Source organism: Acinetobacter sp. ANC 3882, assembly GCF_022549545.1.
In the GTDB taxonomy this organism is placed as follows: domain Bacteria; phylum Pseudomonadota; class Gammaproteobacteria; order Pseudomonadales; family Moraxellaceae; genus Acinetobacter.
On the sequence record NZ_JAKZGB010000004.1, the window covers coordinates 130,546 to 148,792 of the forward strand.

The 18,247-nt window shown below is 41.2% G+C and carries 16 protein-coding genes; 8 read left to right on the top strand and 8 right to left on the bottom strand.

The annotated features are described in order from the left end of the window. Window positions 1–6 precede the first annotated feature (6 nt). Together MMO42_RS09885 and MMO42_RS09890 are read right to left on the bottom strand one after the other, a co-directional pair. Window positions 7–477 carry a GNAT family N-acetyltransferase gene (locus MMO42_RS09885; protein ID WP_241320403.1) on the bottom strand — a complete coding sequence of 157 codons (471 nt, stop codon included), beginning with the start codon at window positions 475–477 and terminating at the stop codon, window positions 7–9. Between the two features lie 92 nt (window positions 478–569). Next, window positions 570–1,583 carry an AraC family transcriptional regulator gene (locus MMO42_RS09890; RefSeq protein WP_004652394.1) on the bottom strand — a complete coding sequence of 338 codons (1,014 nt, stop codon included), beginning with the start codon at window positions 1,581–1,583 and terminating at the stop codon, window positions 570–572. Window positions 1,584–1,796: 213 nt separating this feature from the next. Here MMO42_RS09890 and MMO42_RS09895 point away from each other — a divergent pair, with 213 nt between their 5' ends. The 6 genes from MMO42_RS09895 to MMO42_RS09920 all read left to right on the top strand — a co-directional run bounded on the left by MMO42_RS09895 (window position 1,797) and on the right by MMO42_RS09920 (window position 9,562). Next, on the top strand, window positions 1,797–2,915 hold the full coding sequence (locus tag MMO42_RS09895) for a CaiB/BaiF CoA-transferase family protein (protein WP_241320404.1): 1,119 nt from the start codon (window positions 1,797–1,799) through the stop codon (window positions 2,913–2,915). Between the two features lie 144 nt (window positions 2,916–3,059). Beyond that, the gene (locus tag MMO42_RS09900) at window positions 3,060–4,283 is read left to right on the top strand and encodes a carbohydrate porin (RefSeq protein ID WP_241320539.1); all 1,224 of its coding nucleotides are present in this window, start codon (window positions 3,060–3,062) and stop codon (window positions 4,281–4,283) included. 140 nt (window positions 4,284–4,423) lie between these two features. Then, window positions 4,424–6,829 (top strand): glucose/quinate/shikimate family membrane-bound PQQ-dependent dehydrogenase, encoded by a 2,406-nt coding sequence (locus MMO42_RS09905; protein WP_241320405.1) that lies wholly within the window; start codon window positions 4,424–4,426, stop codon window positions 6,827–6,829. A gap of 173 nt (window positions 6,830–7,002) precedes the next feature. Continuing rightward, window positions 7,003–8,646: a nitrite/sulfite reductase gene (locus MMO42_RS09910; RefSeq protein ID WP_005296633.1), complete on the top strand. Its 1,644-nt coding sequence runs from the start codon at window positions 7,003–7,005 to the stop codon at window positions 8,644–8,646. Further along, window positions 8,639–9,124 (top strand): DUF934 domain-containing protein, encoded by a 486-nt coding sequence (locus MMO42_RS09915; RefSeq protein ID WP_241320406.1) that lies wholly within the window; start codon window positions 8,639–8,641, stop codon window positions 9,122–9,124. Before MMO42_RS09910 ends, MMO42_RS09915 begins: the two co-directional genes overlap by 8 nt. Before the next feature lie 84 nt (window positions 9,125–9,208). Then, the gene (locus tag MMO42_RS09920; protein ID WP_241320407.1) at window positions 9,209–9,562 is read left to right on the top strand and encodes an SMR family transporter; all 354 of its coding nucleotides are present in this window, start codon (window positions 9,209–9,211) and stop codon (window positions 9,560–9,562) included. Between the two features lie 54 nt (window positions 9,563–9,616). Here MMO42_RS09920 and MMO42_RS09925 read toward each other — a convergent pair whose 3' ends face one another. The 3 genes from MMO42_RS09925 to MMO42_RS09935 all read right to left on the bottom strand — a co-directional run bounded on the left by MMO42_RS09925 (window position 9,617) and on the right by MMO42_RS09935 (window position 11,995). Then, window positions 9,617–10,060: a VOC family protein gene (locus MMO42_RS09925; RefSeq protein WP_241320408.1), complete on the bottom strand. Its 444-nt coding sequence runs from the start codon at window positions 10,058–10,060 to the stop codon at window positions 9,617–9,619. Between the two features lie 133 nt (window positions 10,061–10,193). Next, the gene (locus tag MMO42_RS09930) at window positions 10,194–11,369 is read right to left on the bottom strand and encodes a thiolase family protein (RefSeq protein ID WP_241320409.1); all 1,176 of its coding nucleotides are present in this window, start codon (window positions 11,367–11,369) and stop codon (window positions 10,194–10,196) included. 110 nt (window positions 11,370–11,479) lie between these two features. After that, window positions 11,480–11,995: a GspH/FimT family pseudopilin gene (locus MMO42_RS09935; protein WP_241320410.1), complete on the bottom strand. Its 516-nt coding sequence runs from the start codon at window positions 11,993–11,995 to the stop codon at window positions 11,480–11,482. A gap of 368 nt (window positions 11,996–12,363) precedes the next feature. Between MMO42_RS09935 and omp38 (MMO42_RS09940) the strand changes: the two genes are divergently transcribed. Both omp38 (MMO42_RS09940) and omp38 (MMO42_RS09945) read left to right on the top strand, forming a co-directional pair. Beyond that, window positions 12,364–13,422 carry an outer membrane protein Omp38 gene (gene omp38, locus MMO42_RS09940; RefSeq protein ID WP_241320411.1) on the top strand — a complete coding sequence of 353 codons (1,059 nt, stop codon included), beginning with the start codon at window positions 12,364–12,366 and terminating at the stop codon, window positions 13,420–13,422. Between the two features lie 451 nt (window positions 13,423–13,873). Beyond that, window positions 13,874–14,989, top strand: coding sequence for an outer membrane protein Omp38 (gene omp38, locus MMO42_RS09945; protein ID WP_241320412.1), 1,116 nt, complete (start codon window positions 13,874–13,876; stop codon window positions 14,987–14,989). Between the two features lie 129 nt (window positions 14,990–15,118). Here the strand turns inward: omp38 (MMO42_RS09945) and MMO42_RS09950 are convergent, their stop codons facing one another. The 3 genes from MMO42_RS09950 to MMO42_RS09960 all read right to left on the bottom strand — a co-directional run bounded on the left by MMO42_RS09950 (window position 15,119) and on the right by MMO42_RS09960 (window position 18,234). Further along, a complete protein-coding gene (locus MMO42_RS09950) occupies window positions 15,119–15,277 on the bottom strand; it encodes a hypothetical protein (RefSeq protein WP_241320413.1) in 159 nt (52 codons plus the stop codon). 4 nt (window positions 15,278–15,281) lie between these two features. Further along, the gene (locus MMO42_RS09955; protein ID WP_241320540.1) at window positions 15,282–16,487 is read right to left on the bottom strand and encodes an RtcB family protein; all 1,206 of its coding nucleotides are present in this window, start codon (window positions 16,485–16,487) and stop codon (window positions 15,282–15,284) included. Between the two features lie 289 nt (window positions 16,488–16,776). After that, window positions 16,777–18,234: an amino acid permease gene (locus tag MMO42_RS09960; RefSeq protein ID WP_005296608.1), complete on the bottom strand. Its 1,458-nt coding sequence runs from the start codon at window positions 18,232–18,234 to the stop codon at window positions 16,777–16,779. Window positions 18,235–18,247: the final 13 nt, after the last annotated feature.

The window sequence follows — 18,247 nt, forward strand, 5'->3', positions numbered from 1 at the left end:
TTTGTTTCATACTGAATTATTTGATAAAGATAAGTGAAAGAATTGGTTATATGGTGATTCAGTATATTCTGCAAACGCCTCACCTTGGACAAAACCAAATTGCTTATAAAGGCCAATCGCGGCATCAAAGTGAGCATCTTTTCCTGTTTCTAAACTCACTCGTTGATATTGACGCTGTTGAGCGACTTTCAATAAATACTCCAGCAATTGCTTCGCAACACCTTGCCGTAAATGGTCGGGATGAGTCCGCATTGATTTGAGCTCAGCATGTTGAGGTGTCAGTTCTTGAATCGCGCCACAACCAAGAAGTAGATCGTTATGCCAAAGCGTATAAAAACTTATAGAATCGTCTTGGAGATGGGAGAGGTCTAACGCAAAACTATGTTCAATAGGTGTGTTTTGATGCAGGCCATGCAAATGAATATGAATCAAATTTTGCACTTGAGGGTGGGAGAAGTCGCCTTTTTTAATAATCATTGTCGTTCAAGCTCATTGCTGAATTATGTTTGATTATTACCATATTTAAAAAGTAGTGTTCAACTTATAAATTGAACACTACATTGCCATTATTAGTTGTGATGACCGTGTAATTGGCGATATAGACCAGGGGTAACACCTGTCCATTTTTTAAAGGCACGGTGGAAAGTACTGGTTTCACTAAAGCCCACTTGTTGCGCTACATCTTCAAGCGTCAAGTTTGGTGTGAGTAATAAGTGAATTGCAGCATCACGACGCAATGCATCTTTCACGCCTTGATAGCTTTTACCTTCTGCAGCCAAACGACGACGCAAAGTTTGTGGCGATAAATACAGCATTGCCGCTACATCGTTGAGTGTTGGCATTTCCTCGCCAATCTGGCTCTTTAATACATCACGAATACGCGAAGTCAACGAGTTGGTATTTTTGAATTTGACCAAGAGTTGTGCAGGTGCTGCTTTTAAGAATTCTTCTAAAGTCTTTTCATCTTGACGGATGGGAAGATCAAGATAATCAGCAGCAAAGGTAATTTCGGTACGTGGTGCATCGAATTGCATAACAGGGGCAAAGAACAATGCATCGTATTCATCGGCGTGGTTTGGACGTTCATAACCAAAATGAACACGTTCCAAAGGCAGGCGACGTTCAATTAACCATGACGCCAAACCATGCCAGATCATCAGCATGCTTTCAGTAATGAAATGGTCTGGATCCAACGCTTTAGGAATATGTGGCACTAAGCGAGCTTCATGTTTGTCACGTTCCAAGCTAACCGACCATTCATCTCCAAATAGTTTGTAGAATTGAGATGAAAGTTCGAGTGCCTGTCCGAGTGTTTTGGAATGGATAATCAATTGGCACATGATCGCAAATGTACCCAAGCGACGTGGCTGTACATCGAAACCGACGTGTTCGTCTTGGGTGACCATCCATAACATTTTTACAAAACGGGTGTACTGCTCTGGAGAGATTCGAGCCTTCGGTTGGCGCAGTAACTCTGCTTCTATGCCGACATGTGAAAGTAACGTTTCAACGTCCATGCCTAGGCGTTTAACACCTGTTAAAGCCGCATTCACGAAGTGGATGCTGATCGTATCACGGCTCATATTGAATCCTTCAGTTTCTTTACTATTCACGATAATTGACCTAAATAACCGTCTAAAATATCAAATTGGGCAATTGACAAGAAAAATAATTGCGCCCTGTATACATGTTAAATTGCCGAAACTATCAAGGTAAATGGCTGAACATGACATTGTTTTTGTGTTTATCCACACCTAGTATAAAAGAAAATTTGAACAAATTGAGTAAAAATTATTATGCCATCTGCATTAAAGGGATTGAAAGTCCTAGATTTTTCGACTTTATTACCAGGGCCGTTTGCCAGTATGTATCTTGCAGACATGGGTGCAGAAGTTATCCATGTTGAATCACCGACGCGTCCAGACCTTGTACGGATTATGCCACCCTATGCCAATGGTCAGGCCACTGCACATAGTTATCTGAATCGGAATAAGCAGTCGATTGCACTCGACCTCAAAGATGCAGCCAATATTGAACTCATCAAAAATAAAATTTCTGAATTTGATATTGTGTTGGAGCAGTTTCGCCCAGATGTCATGCGCCGTTTGGGTTTGGATTATGAAACGTTGGCGGAGATTAATCCACGTTTAATCTATTGTTCCATTACAGGCTATGGGCAAACAGGAGCTTATAAAGATCGAGCAGGACACGACATTAACTATTTAGCATTGGCAGGAGTATCTGGACATAGTGGTCGCCAGGATGGTGGTCCGCCACCTTTGGGTATTCAAATTGCAGATGTGGCGGGTGGTTCTTTGCATGCTGTGATTGGTATTCTTGCAGCTGTGGTTGAACGTCAACGCAGTGGTTTAGGTCAATATCTTGATATTTCGATGACGGATTGTGTGGCGAGTTTAAATAGTATGGCGGCTTCAGCCAGTCTGGCCGGGCAAACGCCACAAGCACCAGAGGCGGGAATGCTGAATGGTGCAAGCTTCTATGATTATTATCAAACCAAAGATGGCCGCTATTTTTCAGTGGGAAGTTTAGAGCCACAATTCATGGCTGGTTTGGCTGCGGCTTTAGAGTTACCGGTGTTGCTTGCAAAAGGAACCTCATTTGATCCTGAAGATCGCCAAACAGTAAAACAGGCGTTGCAAGAAAAGTTCAAAACCCAAGACTTTGCAGCATGGCAGCATTTATTCCAAAGCTTGGATATTTGTGTGGAACCTGTACTCAGTCTGGATGAAGCATTAGTTTCACCTATGGCACAACAACGCGGTTGGGTGGTTGACGTGCCTGTATCGGAAAATGCATCACAAACTGAGCCTCAGTTGGCCTGTCCAATCAAGTTTTCTCGTTCGCAAATGAAGTATGACTTTATTGGTCAGGGCTTGGGTGAGGGCAAATGGTAGAAAATATGTGCGACTAATCACTGATTGTTAAAATATTGTACAGATTGTTAACATTTTGAATAAGTTGTAATTTAAAAATGAGAGTAACCTTTTATACACAATAACATAAAAGGTTACGTAAACATGACAATCTCTAAATCTTTGATTGTTTCTTGTTTATCCGTTCTATCATTGAGTCTTTTCACACAACATACTCAAGCAGCTTCTTCCGCATTTGACCCAAATGGTCAATGGCTGTTTGGTGATTGGAACGGTCAACGCACTGCGTTGCAAGAACAGGGTTACAAATTTTCTGCTGATTACACTGGTGAATTTGCAGGGGTTTTAGATTCTAAACAACACTCAAGCCATGGCAGTGAATTCACTGGACAACTGGCGTTGGGCACACACTTCGATCTAAATAAAATTTTAGGTTGGCAAGATACTGAGGCGCAGATCACTGTTACTTATCGTGATGGTCAGTCTTTGTCACAAACCGCAGATGGCTTACAAGGTCACCAAAGTTCTGTACAAGAAGTATGGGGCCGTGGCCAAACTTGGCGTTTAACCGATCTATGGATCAAAAAGAAATTTTTAGATCAAGCTTTAGATATTAAAGTCGGTCGTTTCGGTGAAGGTGAAGACTTCAACAGCTTTGACTGTGACTTCCAGAACTTGGCCTTATGTGGCTCGCAAGTAGGTAACTGGGTGGGTGACCAATGGTACAATTGGCCCGTCAGCCAATGGGCATTGCGTGTCAAATATAACTTGCAGCCAAACCTTTATGCACAAATCGGGGCATATGAATATAACCCTGAGAACTTACAGCGCGGCAAAGGTTTTAATCTAAGTACTGATGGCTCGCATGGTGCAATTATTCCTGCGGAAGTAGTGTGGACACCTAAACTGGGTGCACTTTCTCTGCCAGGTGAGTATCGCTTTGGTTATTACTACAGCACAGCGGATGCCGCAGAAATTGAGAATCCTGCCAAAACTGGACATAAACAGGGTGGTTGGTTTACAGCGAAACAACAGCTGACCCGTCATGATGGTCAGTCTGATCGTGGTTTGACTGGTTTTGTCAATGTCACTGTGCATGATTCAAAAACCAATGCTGTTAAAGATATGCAAAATGTCGGTTTAGTTTATAAAGGCTTACTTGATCAACGTCCGCAAGACGAACTTGCATTGGGCGTTGCACGCATTCATGCCAATGACAAAAACAATGGTCTTTTGGATGAGGAGTACAACACAGAGTTGTATTACGGCATCCACGCCACCAACTGGTTGACGATTCGTCCAAATATTCAATATGTCCATCATGTGGGTGCGTTGAAAGATGGCGATAAGACTTGGGTTGGCGGTATTAAGTTCCAAACGATTTTCTAATTTCGATACTCGAGCAATTTTGCAGATTAAGTTCATTCCATGGGCTGCATCTGCAAAGTTGCTGTGATTTGAACTCGACCATTAAATCGATAAGTCATCTTTTTAGTGGATCCAAAATATAAAAGATGCAAGGTGATCTTATGAATCAATCTGCTTCAAAATCTGGGCTTAGAACATTGACGGTGATCATTATCGCCCTCATTGCATTGTTCTTGCTCGTTGGCGGTATCTGGCTCGCAGCGATTGGCGGGTCTTTTTATTATGTGATCGCAGGCGTACTGCTGCTGATTGTGGCAGTACAACTCTATAAACGTGCATCAGGTCCATTATGGGTCTATGCCGCATTGATGTTAGGTAGTGTGGTTTGGGGTGTTTGGGAAGTCGGTACTGACTTCTGGGCACTCGCACCACGCCTTGATATCCTTGGAATTTTAGGTTTGTGGTTATTGATCCCAGCGGTAACGCGTGGCATTGATAACCTCACTTCGAGTAAGGTGGCATTATCATCAACCTTGGCAATTGCCATTGTGGTGATGGTGTATGCAATCTTTAATGATCCGCAAGAAATCAATGGCGTGATTCAGACCCCTCAACCAGCACAAGCGAAAGCAGTGGATGGCATTGCCCCAGAAGACTGGCCTGCTTATGGTCGTAGTCAGGGCGGTGAGCGTTATTCTCCATTGACACAGATTAATGATAAAAACGTCAAAGATCTTAAAGTAGCTTGGACATTACGTACTGGTGATTTCAGAACTGAAAATGATTCTGGTGAAACCACCAACCAAGTCACGCCAATCAAAATCGGCAATAACATGTTTATGTGTACGCCACATCAACATTTAATTTCGATTGACCCTGCAACAGGGAAGGAAAAATGGCGTTTTGATCCAAAACTCAAAACCGATAAAACCTTCCAACATTTAACTTGTCGTGGTGTGATGTACTACGATGCTGCCAACACCACTGAGTTTGCAACCAGTTTGCAGGCGAAGAAGTCGAGCTCAACCGAGTGCCCACGTAAAGTCTTTGTTCCTGTGAATGATGGTCGTTTGGTGGCGGTGAATGCAGATACAGGTAAAGCATGTTCTGACTTTGGTCAAAATGGTGAAGTGAACTTGCAAGAGTTCATGCCGTATGCGTATCCGGGTGGCTATAACCCAACTTCACCAGGTGTGGTTTCTGGTACAACTGTGGTGATTGCGGGTTCAGTGACCGATAACCATTCGAATAAAGAGCCATCAGGCGTGATTCGTGGTTATGACGTGAACACTGGTAAATTGTTGTGGGTGTTTGATACAGGCGCAGCTGATCCAAATGCGATGCCAGGTCAAGATACGCAGTTTGTTCATAACTCACCAAATGCTTGGGCACCGCTTGCCTATGATCCTAAACTGGATATCGTTTATGTCCCAACAGGTGTGGGTACGCCAGATATCTGGGGTGGTGATCGTACCGAGTTGAAAGAGCGTTATGCCAACTCAATGCTAGCGATTAATGCGACCTCGGGTAAATTGGTATGGCATTTCCAAACCACACATCATGATTTGTGGGATATGGACGTACCATCGCAACCTTCATTGGCGGATATTCAAGATAAATCAGGCCAAACAGTTCCTGCAATTTATGTATTGACTAAAACGGGGAATGCCTTTGTTTTAGACCGTCGTAATGGTCAGGCGATTGTTCCAATCAATGAAAAACCAGTTCCACAAACGGTGAAATGGGGACCACAAACCAAAGGTGAGTTCTATTCAAAAACTCAACCATTCTCTGACCTGAATTTAGCACCGAAAGATAAATTAACCGATAAAGACATGTGGGGTGCCACAATGTTTGATCAGTTAATGTGTCGTGTGAAATTTAAACGTCTGAACTACGATGGTATTTATACACCGCCTTCTGAAAACGGTACTTTAGTTTTCCCAGGTAACCTCGGTGTATTTGAGTGGGGCGGTATGTCGGTGAATGCAGATCGTCAAGTTGCGGTGATGAACCCGATTGGCTTGCCATTCGTTAGTCGCTTGATTCCTGCTGATCCAAACCGTCAACCTGTGGCACGTGGTGCTGGTACAGAACAGGGTATGCAACCGATGTATGGTACGCCATATGGTGTTGATATCAGCCCATTCTTGTCTCCATTCGGCTTGCCATGTAAACAACCGGGTTGGGGGTTCGTTGCTGGTGTGGACTTAAAAACACATGAAGTGGTTTGGAAAAAACGTATTGGTACAATTCGTGACAGCTTGCCGCAATTGTTCCAATTACCGCCAGTGAAAATTGGTGTGCCGGGTCTAGGTGGTTCTATTTCGACTGCGGGTAATGTGATGTTCGTTGGTGCAACACAAGATAACTATATTCGTGCATTCAATGTTTCAAATGGTGATAAGTTATGGGAAGCACGTTTACCTGCAGGTGGACAAGCAACACCAATGACTTATGAAGCCAATGGCAAACAATATGTGGTGATTATGGCGGGTGGACACGGTTCATTCGGTACCAAAATGGGTGATTATCTCGTGGCTTATGCATTGCCAGATAAGAACTAATTTCATTTAGAAATTGATTGAAAAAGCTCAGATTGGTCTGGGCTTTTTCTTTTTGTGGTAATTAGATAGGCTTATCAATAAAACCGTTATTAAATATGCAAAAAAAGCATTTTGTTGATGAATAAAAGCTCGCTATGCTAGTCGCCTTTATAATGAATGACTAGCCATACGCCATGTATTTATATACGGATTTCGATCAACAACTGATTAACCAACGTGTTGCTCAGTTTCGCGATCAAACAGAACGCTATTTAGCAGGAAAATTAACAGAAGACGAATATCGTCCACTACGTTTGCAAAATGGTTTATACGTGCAACGCTATGCGCCTATGCTTCGTATTGCTGTGCCGTATGGCTTGATGAATACTAAACAACTCAGAAAAATTGCTGAAATTGCGACAGAGTACGATCGTGGTTATGCTCACGTTTCTACCCGTCAAAATATTCAGTTGAACTGGCCTGCATTAGAAAATGTACCTGACATTCTTGCTGAGCTGGCGACGGTACAAATGCACGCAGTACAAACCTCAGGTAACTGTATCCGTAATACCACCACTGACCAGTTTGCAGGTGTTGTTGCAGGTGAGATTGCCGATCCACGTCCAACCTGTGAATTGATTCGTCAATGGAGTACGTTCCACCCTGAATTTGCCTTCTTGCCACGTAAATTCAAAATTGCAGTTTCTGCATTGGAAGAAAAAGATCGTGCTGCAACGGCGTTTCACGATATCGGTGTATATCTGGTTCGTAATGATGCGGGCGAAATGGGCTATAAAATCATGGTGGGTGGTGGTCTAGGCCGTACTCCAATCATTGGTAGTGTGATCCGTGAGTTTTTACCACGCGAAGATTTAATTGCTTATTTAGAAGCGACATTGCGTGTTTATAACTTACATGGCCGTCGTGATAATAAATACAAAGCACGTATCAAAATTTTGGTGAAAGCATTAACACCAGAAGTTTTTGCACAAAAAGTGGAAGCCGAATTTGAGCACACGCGTGAAGCATTGAAGATTCAGCCTGAGATCTTGAAAAAATTAGATGAAGAATTTACACCATTTGATTATCAAGATTTAGAAGATCAGGACTTTACGGCTTTATTTGCTGAGTATCCTAAATTCAAACAATGGTTCAACGTTAATACCAATGCACATAAAGTGAAAGGCTATCGTATTGTCACGATTTCTTTGAAACGTGCGGGTATTGCACCAGGTGATGTCACCACTGAAGAAATGAATTTAATTGCTGATTTGGCAGATAAATATACTTTCGGTGAGTTCCGTACGACGCACGAACAGAACATTTCATTGGTTGATGTACCACAGAAAGATTTATTCGAATTGTGGCAAACGCTTGAACATAGCGACATGGCACGTGCACATATCGGCTTTATTACCGATATTATCTGCTGCCCTGGTGGTGATTTCTGTTCATTGGCAAATGCGAAATCGATTCCAATTTCAGAAGCGATCAGCCGTCGTTTTGATGATCTAGATACCATCTATAACTTAGGTGAACTGGATTTGAATATTTCGGGTTGTATGAATGCTTGTGGTCACCACCATGTCGGCAATATCGGTATTCTTGGTGTTGATAAGAAAGGCGCAGAATTCTATCAAATTACTTTAGGTGGTCATGCAGATCATGATGCGTCTTTGGGTGATATTTTAGGACCGTCATTTGCTGCCGATGTTGTGCCAGATGTGATTGATGAAATCTTGAATACTTACCTTGATTTACGTACAGAAGGTGAACGCTTCATTGATACGTATCGCCGTGTTGGTATTCAACCATTTAAGGAGCGTGCTTATGCTTAATACAACGCTACAAGTGCTCTCTAAAGATGGCACAATTACAGATAATACTTATCAAGTCATTGCTGAAGATGGCGTGCTTCCACAAGGTGATGTGGTTGTAACAACTGAACAGTTGGATCAATTGGCAAATGTACAAGGCAAAAAAGCCCTTTACCTCACAGTCAATGATTCTCCTGAAACACATCAATTTCCATTGAATGAGCTTGATGCCATTTTTATTGAATTTGCTGGTTTCAATGATGGCCGTGGTTATTCATTCGCTGCGTTATTACGTCGCCAAGGTTACCAAGGTGAATTGCGTGCGGTCGGTGATATCTTTAAGGATGTTTTAAATTATTTAAAACGTTCTGGCTTTGATACATTTGTGGTGAAAGAAGGTAAAGATATTCATGAAGCTGCTACGGGGCTTCAAGATTTCACCAATCCTTATCAAGCTTCAACAGCGGTACCTAAAGCAAGCTATCAGACTGGCGCATAAGTCAGTCGCCAGTGATTAAAAAAGCTGAACTAAGGTTCAGCTTTTTTATGAGTCATGATTTTAGCAACTCAATTGAAGAATAAAATGTTGAACTTTATTTTTAAAATAAATCCTGGGGTGGTGTGGTTACTCTTTGCGATCGCAACGGATGTACTTTCGACATTTTACTCGGCAAAGGGTAATGGACTGGTCAATAAGCTTGATCAAGGTATTGCCCTAGTTTTATATATTATTTCTTTTACCTGCGCTGCTATTGCTTTGAAATATATGCAGGCTGGGATTTTATATGTGCTTTGGTCGGGTATTGGGGTTATTGCAACAGCCGCTTTGGCGAAGGTGTTTTTAGGGCAGCATATTGATTTAGCAGGCTGGGTTGGTATTGGCTTTATTACCATTGGCCTTATGATTATCGCGCAGTATTCCAATATTGATGTGTAGTACTTCCTAGAAATAACCATGTACTTCTAGGAAGTCTTATTTGATTAATTTAGCTTACCCATCTAACTGGCAATTGATCATCCATTTGATCCCGAACTGATCAGTGAAAGCACCATAGAGTGCACCCCAGAAGGTTTTTTCTAGCGGCATTTCAATTTGACCATTTGCAGATAGACTGTCGAATAGCCTTTGCGCTTCACCCAATTCATCTGGGTCTAGGTTAATTGAAATATAGTGGTTATTACCTTGCGTAAAGACACTGTTCTGCGCACAAAATTGGTCATTGACATCCGAAGCCATCAGTACAGTGAACTCATTGATTGGTAACGAGACATGTAAAATGAGGTTCTTATCTGCATCTGAGAGAGTAATCCCTTCGGTTGGTGGCATATCACCATAACGGCTGATCATGGCAAATTCACCGCCAAAAACGGATTTATAAAAATTGAATGCTTGTTCTGTTTGTCCTTTAAAGTTTAGATAATGATTGAGTTGCATGTTGGGCTCCTTGTTGTTTTTTTATACACAGCATAACTTATCGGGAATTTAACAATTGGTGCATTATTTTTTGTAATCCCCAAAAATAAAAAATCCTGCATCAAGCAGGATTTTTTGAATAAATTGAAAATATTTAGATCAATTCAATCGCAACAGCTGTTGCTTCGCCACCACCGATACACAATGCAGCAACGCCTTTTTTACCGCCAGTACGTTTAAGTGCGTGAATGAGTGTAAGAATGATACGAGAGCCTGTAGAACCAACTGGGTGACCTAGTGCACAAGCACCGCCATTGATATTCACTTTTTCAGCGTCTAATTTAAAGTCATCAATAGGGCACATGGTGACCATGGCAAAGGCTTCGTTGATTTCCCAGAGATCAACCTCTTGAGCATCCCAACCTGCCTTTTTCAATACTTTCTCAATTGCGCCCACTGGTGCAATGGTGAATTCAGAAGGGTGTTGTGAGTTTGAAGCAGTTGCAAGAATTCTTGCCAAAGGTTGTAAACCTCGTTGTGCAGCAACATCACTTGAAGTTAATACCAGTGCAGAAGCACCATCAGAAATTGAACTCGCATTGGCAGCGGTAATCGTACCATCTTTTGCAAAAGCAGGTTTTAATGATGGAATCTTGTCGATTTTTGCACTTAAAGGTTGCTCATCTTGGTCAACAACTACATCACCTTTACGGGTAGAAACTGTTACAGGAGTGATTTCATCTTTAAAGTAACCTTCAGTAATCGCTTTTTGAGCACGTTGTAATGAACGAATGGCAAAGTCATCCATTTGTTCGCGTGTATAGCTACGTTTATTTGCCATATCTTGAGCAAATGAACCCATTAAGCGACCTGTTTCTGCATCTTCTAAGCCATCAAGGAACATGTGGTCTTTAATTTCACCATGACCCATACGGTAGCCAGCACGTGCTTTAGGTAATACATATGGCGCATTGGTCATCGATTCCATACCACCAGCGACAACAATCTCAGCACTTCCAGCTTTAATCATGTCTGCAGCTTGCATCACGGCTTTCATGCCAGAACCACAAAGCTTGTTAATGGTCACTGCACCTGTTGAATCTGGTAAACCTGCTTTGCGCATGGCTTGACGCGCTGGACCTTGTTTTAAGCCTGCTGGTAAAACACAACCGATGATGACTTCTTCTACATCAGTCGGTTGTAGACCAGAACGCGCAATTGCTTCTTTAATGGTAACAGCACCTAATTCTGGCGCAGTTACACCAGATAATGCACCTTGGAAGCCGCCCATTGCTGTACGCGCGCCATTAACAATTACGATATCAGTCATGCTGTGTCTCCACACTTATAATTTATAAAAATGTTCCAAACTTAAGCAGTATAGTAAAAAAAGGATCGGAATAAAGAGTTTTAACTATTTTAGGCTAGACTGAAGAGTTTTTAGCAAGATGAAATTTTTTCTGTACGAGTATTGCCCATCTTGCTTAAGGAAATTTTAATATGATGAGAAGGTGACTCTGAACAATAGATAAAACTACCATTGGATGCGAGGGGGAGGCCATTACCTGCTTGAAAAATAATAGCATATGGTGTTGAGCCAAAAGCACGATAGTTTAAATTGCCGTATTTAATATTGAGGGGTAGGCTAAATAATAAAGTTTCCCCATGATCACGGCGATGATTTCGATTGGTATCAATAAATCCGATAAACCCTTTATTCCAATCTTTATGGCAGTTCTCAAAATCTGAACTTGGGCATAGCATCACATTTTTATGATAAAGTTGTGCATCAGTTTTTGCTTTTTGTATATGAATTGTGAGGTTTTTTTTGAGGTGATTTACCTCATTTGAAATCATCATTTCATGAAAGTGGGGTATGGCAAGTGTACATAGAATAGCCAAGATTCCAATGGTGATGATGAGTTCAATTAAGGTAAAGCCAGAAGCTTTAAACATATTTTACCTATCTATTTTTATTAATTTTTTTATTAACAACATGTTAAATATAAATTTTGGCTTGTTAGTGAATCTTTCTAAAGAATAAGTTAAGATAGACTAAAACGTAAGCTCTTGAACAGTAAATCATTCCGATACCTGATGGGAATTGAAAATTTACTGAACTACAACGGAAATTGTAAGAAATTTTGTCAATAATTTACGAGGTTAAAGTTATCAAGCACTTGGAAAATTCATCAAGTGTTTGTATGATTCAAAGTGAAGTGAATAGCTGAAAAAATAATACTGCAGAACATCACTGTTCTCAGGGCGAAAAATCATTAGGCTGAGCTTACACAACAAACAATTGTTATCTCTGGAGGATATCCATGAAATTGAGTCGTATTGCACTTGCTATGCTTGTTGCTGCTCCTTTAGCTGCTGCGAATGCGGGCGTAACAGTAACTCCATTAATGTTGGGTTACACATTCCAAGATTCTAAACACAACAACAGTGTTAATAATTTGACTAATAGCGCAGAAATCCAAGACGATTTGTTCGTTGGTGCGGCATTAGGTATTGAATTAACACCATGGTTAGGTTTTGAAGCTGAATATAACCAAGTTAAAGGTGATGTTGACGGCGCTACAGCTAACGCTGAATACAAGCAACAACAAATCAATGGTAACTTCTACGTTACTTCTGATTTAATCACTAAAAACTATGACAGCAAAATCAAACCTTACGTATTGTTAGGTGCTGGTCATTACAAATATACATTCGATGATGCTAGCTCAACTCAATTGGGTCGTGCTGGTCGTGGTTTGAAAGAAGAAGGTACTTTAGGTAATGCTGGTTTTGGTGCTTTCTGGCGCTTAAATGATGCTTTATCTCTTCGTACAGAAGCTCGTGGTACTTATAACATCGATGAAGACTTCTGGAACTATACAGCGCTTGCTGGCTTAAACGTAGTTCTTGGTGGTCACTTGAAACCAGCTGCTGCAGTTGTAGAAGTTGCTCCAGTTGAACCAACTCCAGTTGCTCCACAGCCACAAGAGTTGACCGAAGATCTTAACATGGAACTTCGCGTATTCTTCGATACGAACAAGTCTGACATCAAGCCACAATACAAGTCTGAAATTGCTAAAGTAGCAGAGAAGTTAGCTGAATACCCGAATGCGACTGCTCGTATTGAAGGTCATACAGATAACACTGGTCCACGTAAGTTAAACGAACGTTTATCTTTAGCGCGTGCTAACTCTGTTAAATCTGCACTTGTAAATGAATACAACGTGAATGCAACTCGTTTGACAACTCAAGGTTTTGCTTGGGATCAACCGATCGCAGACAACAAAACTAAAGAAGGTCGTGCTATGAACCGTCGCGTATTCGCTGCGATTTCTGGTAGCCGTACTGTTCTAGTACAACCAGGTCAACAAGCTCAATAATTTGAGTTTTTGAACTGAATAAAAAAAGCGACTCGTCAGAGTCGCTTTTTTTATAGATATAGAGGTTTTTGTAGCATTGATGTAAAACTAAAACATAAGCATTAAAAACTAGAATAATCTTGCCTTAACTTTGGATACATTGTGAGAATTATTTAGTTTTATTGAAAAGATTTTGATACCTTGTTAAAATTTTGATTAAAAAGTGATAAGCTCTCACAGCTTTATTAGATGTTGTTAAATTAGAATTTTCTAGATTTTTTGGGAGAGAAATAAGTAATTTTTTCAGTGGCTGCTAACTAAATGTTGTCAAATACTTGGAAAATTGATCAGGTGTTTGTATGATTCAACATAAAGTGAATGACTGAAAAAGATACAATAAGACTATTTCTCAGTATTCAAAAACTATTAGAGTTTAGAGAACAAACAAATTTTTGTTTTTGGAGGATATTCCATGAAAATGAGTCGTATTGCACTAGCAATGTTAGTTGCAACACCAATGGTCGCTGCGAATGCTGGTGTAACAGTAACTCCGTTGATGCTTGGTTACCATTGGTATCCTGAGAGTGCTCAGGACAAGATGCGTGATACTCTGCGTGATCGTGATCCGCAAGGTCGTGGTGATGCTGGTAGCTTAAAAAATGGTGTTGCGTTACAAAGTGATTTACTTGTAGGTGCTGCAATTGGTGTTGAATTAACTCCTTGGTTACAAGCAGAGCTTGAATACCAACAAACTAAAGCTGATGCTGCTCGTAATGAAAAAACTAACTTTAATGGTCAGCCATGGGATGCTAAGCAACAAACGTTAAGTTTGAATGCGATTGCAACTGCTGATGTATTTACTGGTAACTATGACAGCAAAATCAAGCCATATGCTTTATTAGGTGTTGGTCACTCAAAAATTACGATTGATAACCCAGGTTGGGATCGTCGTTCGTATGACACAATTAGTAATGTAGGTGGTGGTGTGTTATGGCAAGTAAATGATGCTTTAACACTTCGTACAGAAGGTCGTGGTGTATATAACTACGATAATAAGTGGTGGGAAGCACAAGCTCTAGCAGCATTACAAGTTGTTGTTGGTGGTCACTTGAAACCAGCTGCTGCAGTTGTAGAAGTTGCTCCAGTTGAACCAACTCCAGTTGCTCCACAGCCACAAGAGTTGACCGAAGACCTTAACATGGAACTTCGCGTATTCTTCGATACGAACAAGTCTGACATTAAGCCACAGTACAAAACTGAAATTGCTAAAGTAGCAGAGAAGTTAGCTGAATACCCGAATGCGACTGCTCGTATTGAAGGTCATACAGATAACACTGGTCCACGTAAGTTAAACGAACGTTTATCTTTAGCGCGTGCTAACTCTGTTAAGTCATCTCTTGTAAATGAATACAATGTGAATGCAACTCGTTTGTCTACTCAAGGTTTTGCTTGGGATCAACCGATCGCAGACAACAAAACTAAAGAAGGTCGTGCTATGAACCGTCGCGTATTTGCTGCGATCACTGGTAGCCGTACTGTTCTCGTACAACCAGGTCAAGATGCTGCAGCTCCTGCAGCGGCTCAATAATTTGAGTTTTTGAACTGAATAAAAAAAGCGACTCGTCAGAGTCGCTTTTTTTATATAAATAATTTGTGTTGTTAGACATTTTGATTACTCCTATATGGATGTATATGTATTTAAGTCGTATGTTGCAGCCTACCAAACTTCTTTTTTAAGCTGCTGTTTGGAATTCTGTCTATCACGACGGTGTTGTGCACGAGGCTTCTCTGTTTCATGGACTCCACCTTTATGTAATAAAGGGGAGAGTGCGACAGGATTACGTACTTTGATTTTAGGCATATCTTTTAGTTTCATTTGATTAACCTTTGATACATAAAATTTGCTTGAGGGTATGCACGATCTCGATCAAATCTGATTGGTTTGCCATGACTTGATCAATATCTTTATATGCACTTGGTATTTCATCAATAACGCCACTATCTTTTCGGCATTCGATACCCTGAGTTTGCTGAATCAAGTCATCTTGGCTAAAGAGTAGTTTTGCTTTACTACGGCTCATTTTTCGCCCTGCGCCATGTGAACATGAGCAGAATGACTCAGGATGAGCTTTACCTTTAACGATATAGGAACGTGCTCCCATTGAACCTGGGATTATTCCTAGTTCATCTTGACCAGCACGAATTGCACCTTTACGGGTGATCAGTAAGTCCTCACCAAAATGATTTTCTCGACTGACATAATTGTGATGACAGTTAATTGCTTCTTTGGTCATTTGAAAGGGTGGCAGTAGTGGACGGATTGCCTCTAAAATCAGACGCATCATTTCACGTCTATTTTCAAAAGCATATTCCTGTGCCCATTCAACTGCTTCAACATAATCATGAAAACTATTTGAACCTTCGGCAAAATAGCTCAAATCTTTATCGGGCACATGTCCAAAGCGATGTTGAGCTTCTTTCTTTGCCAATTCAATGAAATAGGTACCAATCACATTACCTAAGCCACGGCTGCCTGAATGCAGCATCACCCAGACATCTTGATTCTCATCTAAACAGAGTTCAATAAAGTGATTACCTCCACCTAAGGTGCCAAGTTGTTTTTGCCAAGTTGCATCAAACTTTCTTAACATCCGAACCAAACCTGGATGTTTTTTTATGATTGGTTGTAAGCGTTTCTCCAGAGGGATGATACTCGAAGCTTTTGCTTTTACCTGTTTGTGTAATTCAAAGCCCACGGGGACTTTGCGTTCAATAGCATGGCGTAGCGGTGCGAGGTTGTCTGGAAGCTGGGAAGCTTTTAGATTGAGCCGTATTGCATTCATACCACAACCAATATCAACACCGACAGCTGCGGGAATGATTGCATGTTTGGTGGGTATGACACTGCCTACAGTTGCGCCTTTGCCAACGTGTACATCAGGCATCACCGCAATATGTGAATACACAAATTGCAGTTGTGCCATTTTTTTTAGCTGTTCAATACTTTCACTATCAATATCGTTGGTGAAAATTTTCACTGGAACGCCATATTGAGCATCGGCATTGAGTATTTTTTGTATGCCCATTTTCTTGTCTCGGGTAGGAGGGGACGCAAACATTTGTGAAATGTCAGCACCCCCTCTTTATTTTTCGTCCGAATAGGCGTAAAAAAACCTAGCGAATGCTAGGTTGAATAGAGCATTCGGACAAGTGATCAACAGATTTGTACACTTGTCCGTGAGTCGACAGTGCCAAATCTTATGGTGTAGTTCCTAGTTGTAATGGCATGCTGTCGTCCTCCTATATGTGCTGTGGTTGAAAATATGAGCGAAATTCTACTCATATTTTCATTTGGGTCAAGTGAAAAGTGGTTTTTTATTCGCCTTCTTTCACATTCATGTCTTTATAAGCAATCAGTTTGGTTTTATGTTTCCACTTATAACCCAACCAAATTGCCAAGAATAATGGAATACTGATATATGTTGACACTAGACCTAACCAATCAACTTTACCACCAAGCAGTGCTTGGTAGTTCTGTCCCAAAATAATGATTGAACACAGAATAAATGCAAACCATGGCGCAAAAGGGAAAAACTTGGCACGGTAGGCCAGATCTTCAACTTTATAGCCTTGAGCAATATAACCTTTACGGAAACGGTAGTGTGAAATCGCAATCCCTAACCAGACAATGAAACCGCACATACCAGACATGTTGAGTAGCCAGTTAAATACCTGTTTCTCACCAATAAACGTGGTTAGGAAGCACAATGCAGCTACGGCAGTGGTTGCATAAAGCGCATTCATTGGTACGCCACGACCATCCAGTTTTGAGAACCATTTCGGTGCACGACCTTGTTTTGCCATATCAAATAGCATACGGGTAGAAGAGTACATGCCCGAGTTACCCGCAGATAAAATCGCACTGAGAATCACTGCATTCATCAAACTTGCTGCAAAGGCAAAACCTGCTTTTTCATACAATAACGTGAATGGTGAAAGTGCTATATCTTCGCTTTGTGCCGCTTTTAACAACAGTGGATCATCATAGCTCACCAATGTTCCGATGATGAAAATACACAGGATATAGAACAGTAAAATACGCCAGAAGATTTGTTTGATTGCCAATGGAATAGTCTTTTTCGGATCTTTTGATTCACCTGCAGCAACACCCACCATCTCAGTCCCTTGGAATGAGAATCCGGCAATCATGGCAACCCCGATCAAGGCTTGCAAACCACCTACAAAAGGTGCTTCCTTGTAAGTCCAGTGCTGAAATACCGATACATTTGGCGTCATCATGATTTTAGCAATCATCCAGATACCAATGACAATAAACACGATAATGGCAATGACTTTGATCAAGGAGAATAAGAATTCACTTTCACCAAAACCTTTGACCGTTAAAGCGTTAATTCCAAAAATAATGGCAAGGAAAATCGCACTCCAGTAGAAGCCGGGGATATCAGGGAACCAGAACTTCATAATGAATTGAACAGCAACCAATTCAAATGCAACAGTAATCGCCCAATTATACCAATAGTTCCAACCTAGGGCGAAACCAAAACCATCTTCGACATAACGGCTGCCATAGGTAAAGAATGCACCTGATGTTGGATTATGCGTGGCTAATTCACCTAAACTGGTCATCAAGAAATAAATCATGATCCCGATCAGGGCATAGGCCAATAACGCACCACCTGGACCCGCAGTGGCAATGGTTGAACCTGAAGCAAGGAATAAGCCTGTGCCGATCGATCCACCAATGGCAATCATGTTCAGGTGGCGTGCCCCGAGCTTGCGCTGTAGGTGTTGAGGAGCAGATGTATCGCTCATAAAAATTCCTTAA

Coding starts and splice junctions, on each gene's coding strand:
- MMO42_RS09885 (WP_241320403.1), bottom strand. CDS start 477: ATGATTATTAAAAAAGGCGACTTCTCCCACCCTCAAGTGCAAAATTTG.
- MMO42_RS09890 (WP_004652394.1), bottom strand. CDS start 1,583: ATGAGCCGTGATACGATCAGCATCCACTTCGTGAATGCGGCTTTAACA.
- MMO42_RS09895 (WP_241320404.1), top strand. CDS start 1,797: ATGCCATCTGCATTAAAGGGATTGAAAGTCCTAGATTTTTCGACTTTA.
- MMO42_RS09905 (WP_241320405.1), top strand. CDS start 4,424: ATGAATCAATCTGCTTCAAAATCTGGGCTTAGAACATTGACGGTGATC.
- MMO42_RS09910 (WP_005296633.1), top strand. CDS start 7,003: ATGTATTTATATACGGATTTCGATCAACAACTGATTAACCAACGTGTT.
- MMO42_RS09915 (WP_241320406.1), top strand. CDS start 8,639: ATGCTTAATACAACGCTACAAGTGCTCTCTAAAGATGGCACAATTACA.
- MMO42_RS09920 (WP_241320407.1), top strand. CDS start 9,209: ATGTTGAACTTTATTTTTAAAATAAATCCTGGGGTGGTGTGGTTACTC.
- MMO42_RS09925 (WP_241320408.1), bottom strand. CDS start 10,060: ATGCAACTCAATCATTATCTAAACTTTAAAGGACAAACAGAACAAGCA.
- MMO42_RS09930 (WP_241320409.1), bottom strand. CDS start 11,369: ATGACTGATATCGTAATTGTTAATGGCGCGCGTACAGCAATGGGCGGC.
- MMO42_RS09935 (WP_241320410.1), bottom strand. CDS start 11,995: ATGTTTAAAGCTTCTGGCTTTACCTTAATTGAACTCATCATCACCATT.
- omp38 (WP_241320411.1), top strand. CDS start 12,364: ATGAAATTGAGTCGTATTGCACTTGCTATGCTTGTTGCTGCTCCTTTA.
- omp38 (WP_241320412.1), top strand. CDS start 13,874: ATGAAAATGAGTCGTATTGCACTAGCAATGTTAGTTGCAACACCAATG.
- MMO42_RS09950 (WP_241320413.1), bottom strand. CDS start 15,277: ATGAAACTAAAAGATATGCCTAAAATCAAAGTACGTAATCCTGTCGCA.
- MMO42_RS09955 (WP_241320540.1), bottom strand. CDS start 16,487: ATGGGCATACAAAAAATACTCAATGCCGATGCTCAATATGGCGTTCCA.
- MMO42_RS09960 (WP_005296608.1), bottom strand. CDS start 18,234: ATGAGCGATACATCTGCTCCTCAACACCTACAGCGCAAGCTCGGGGCA.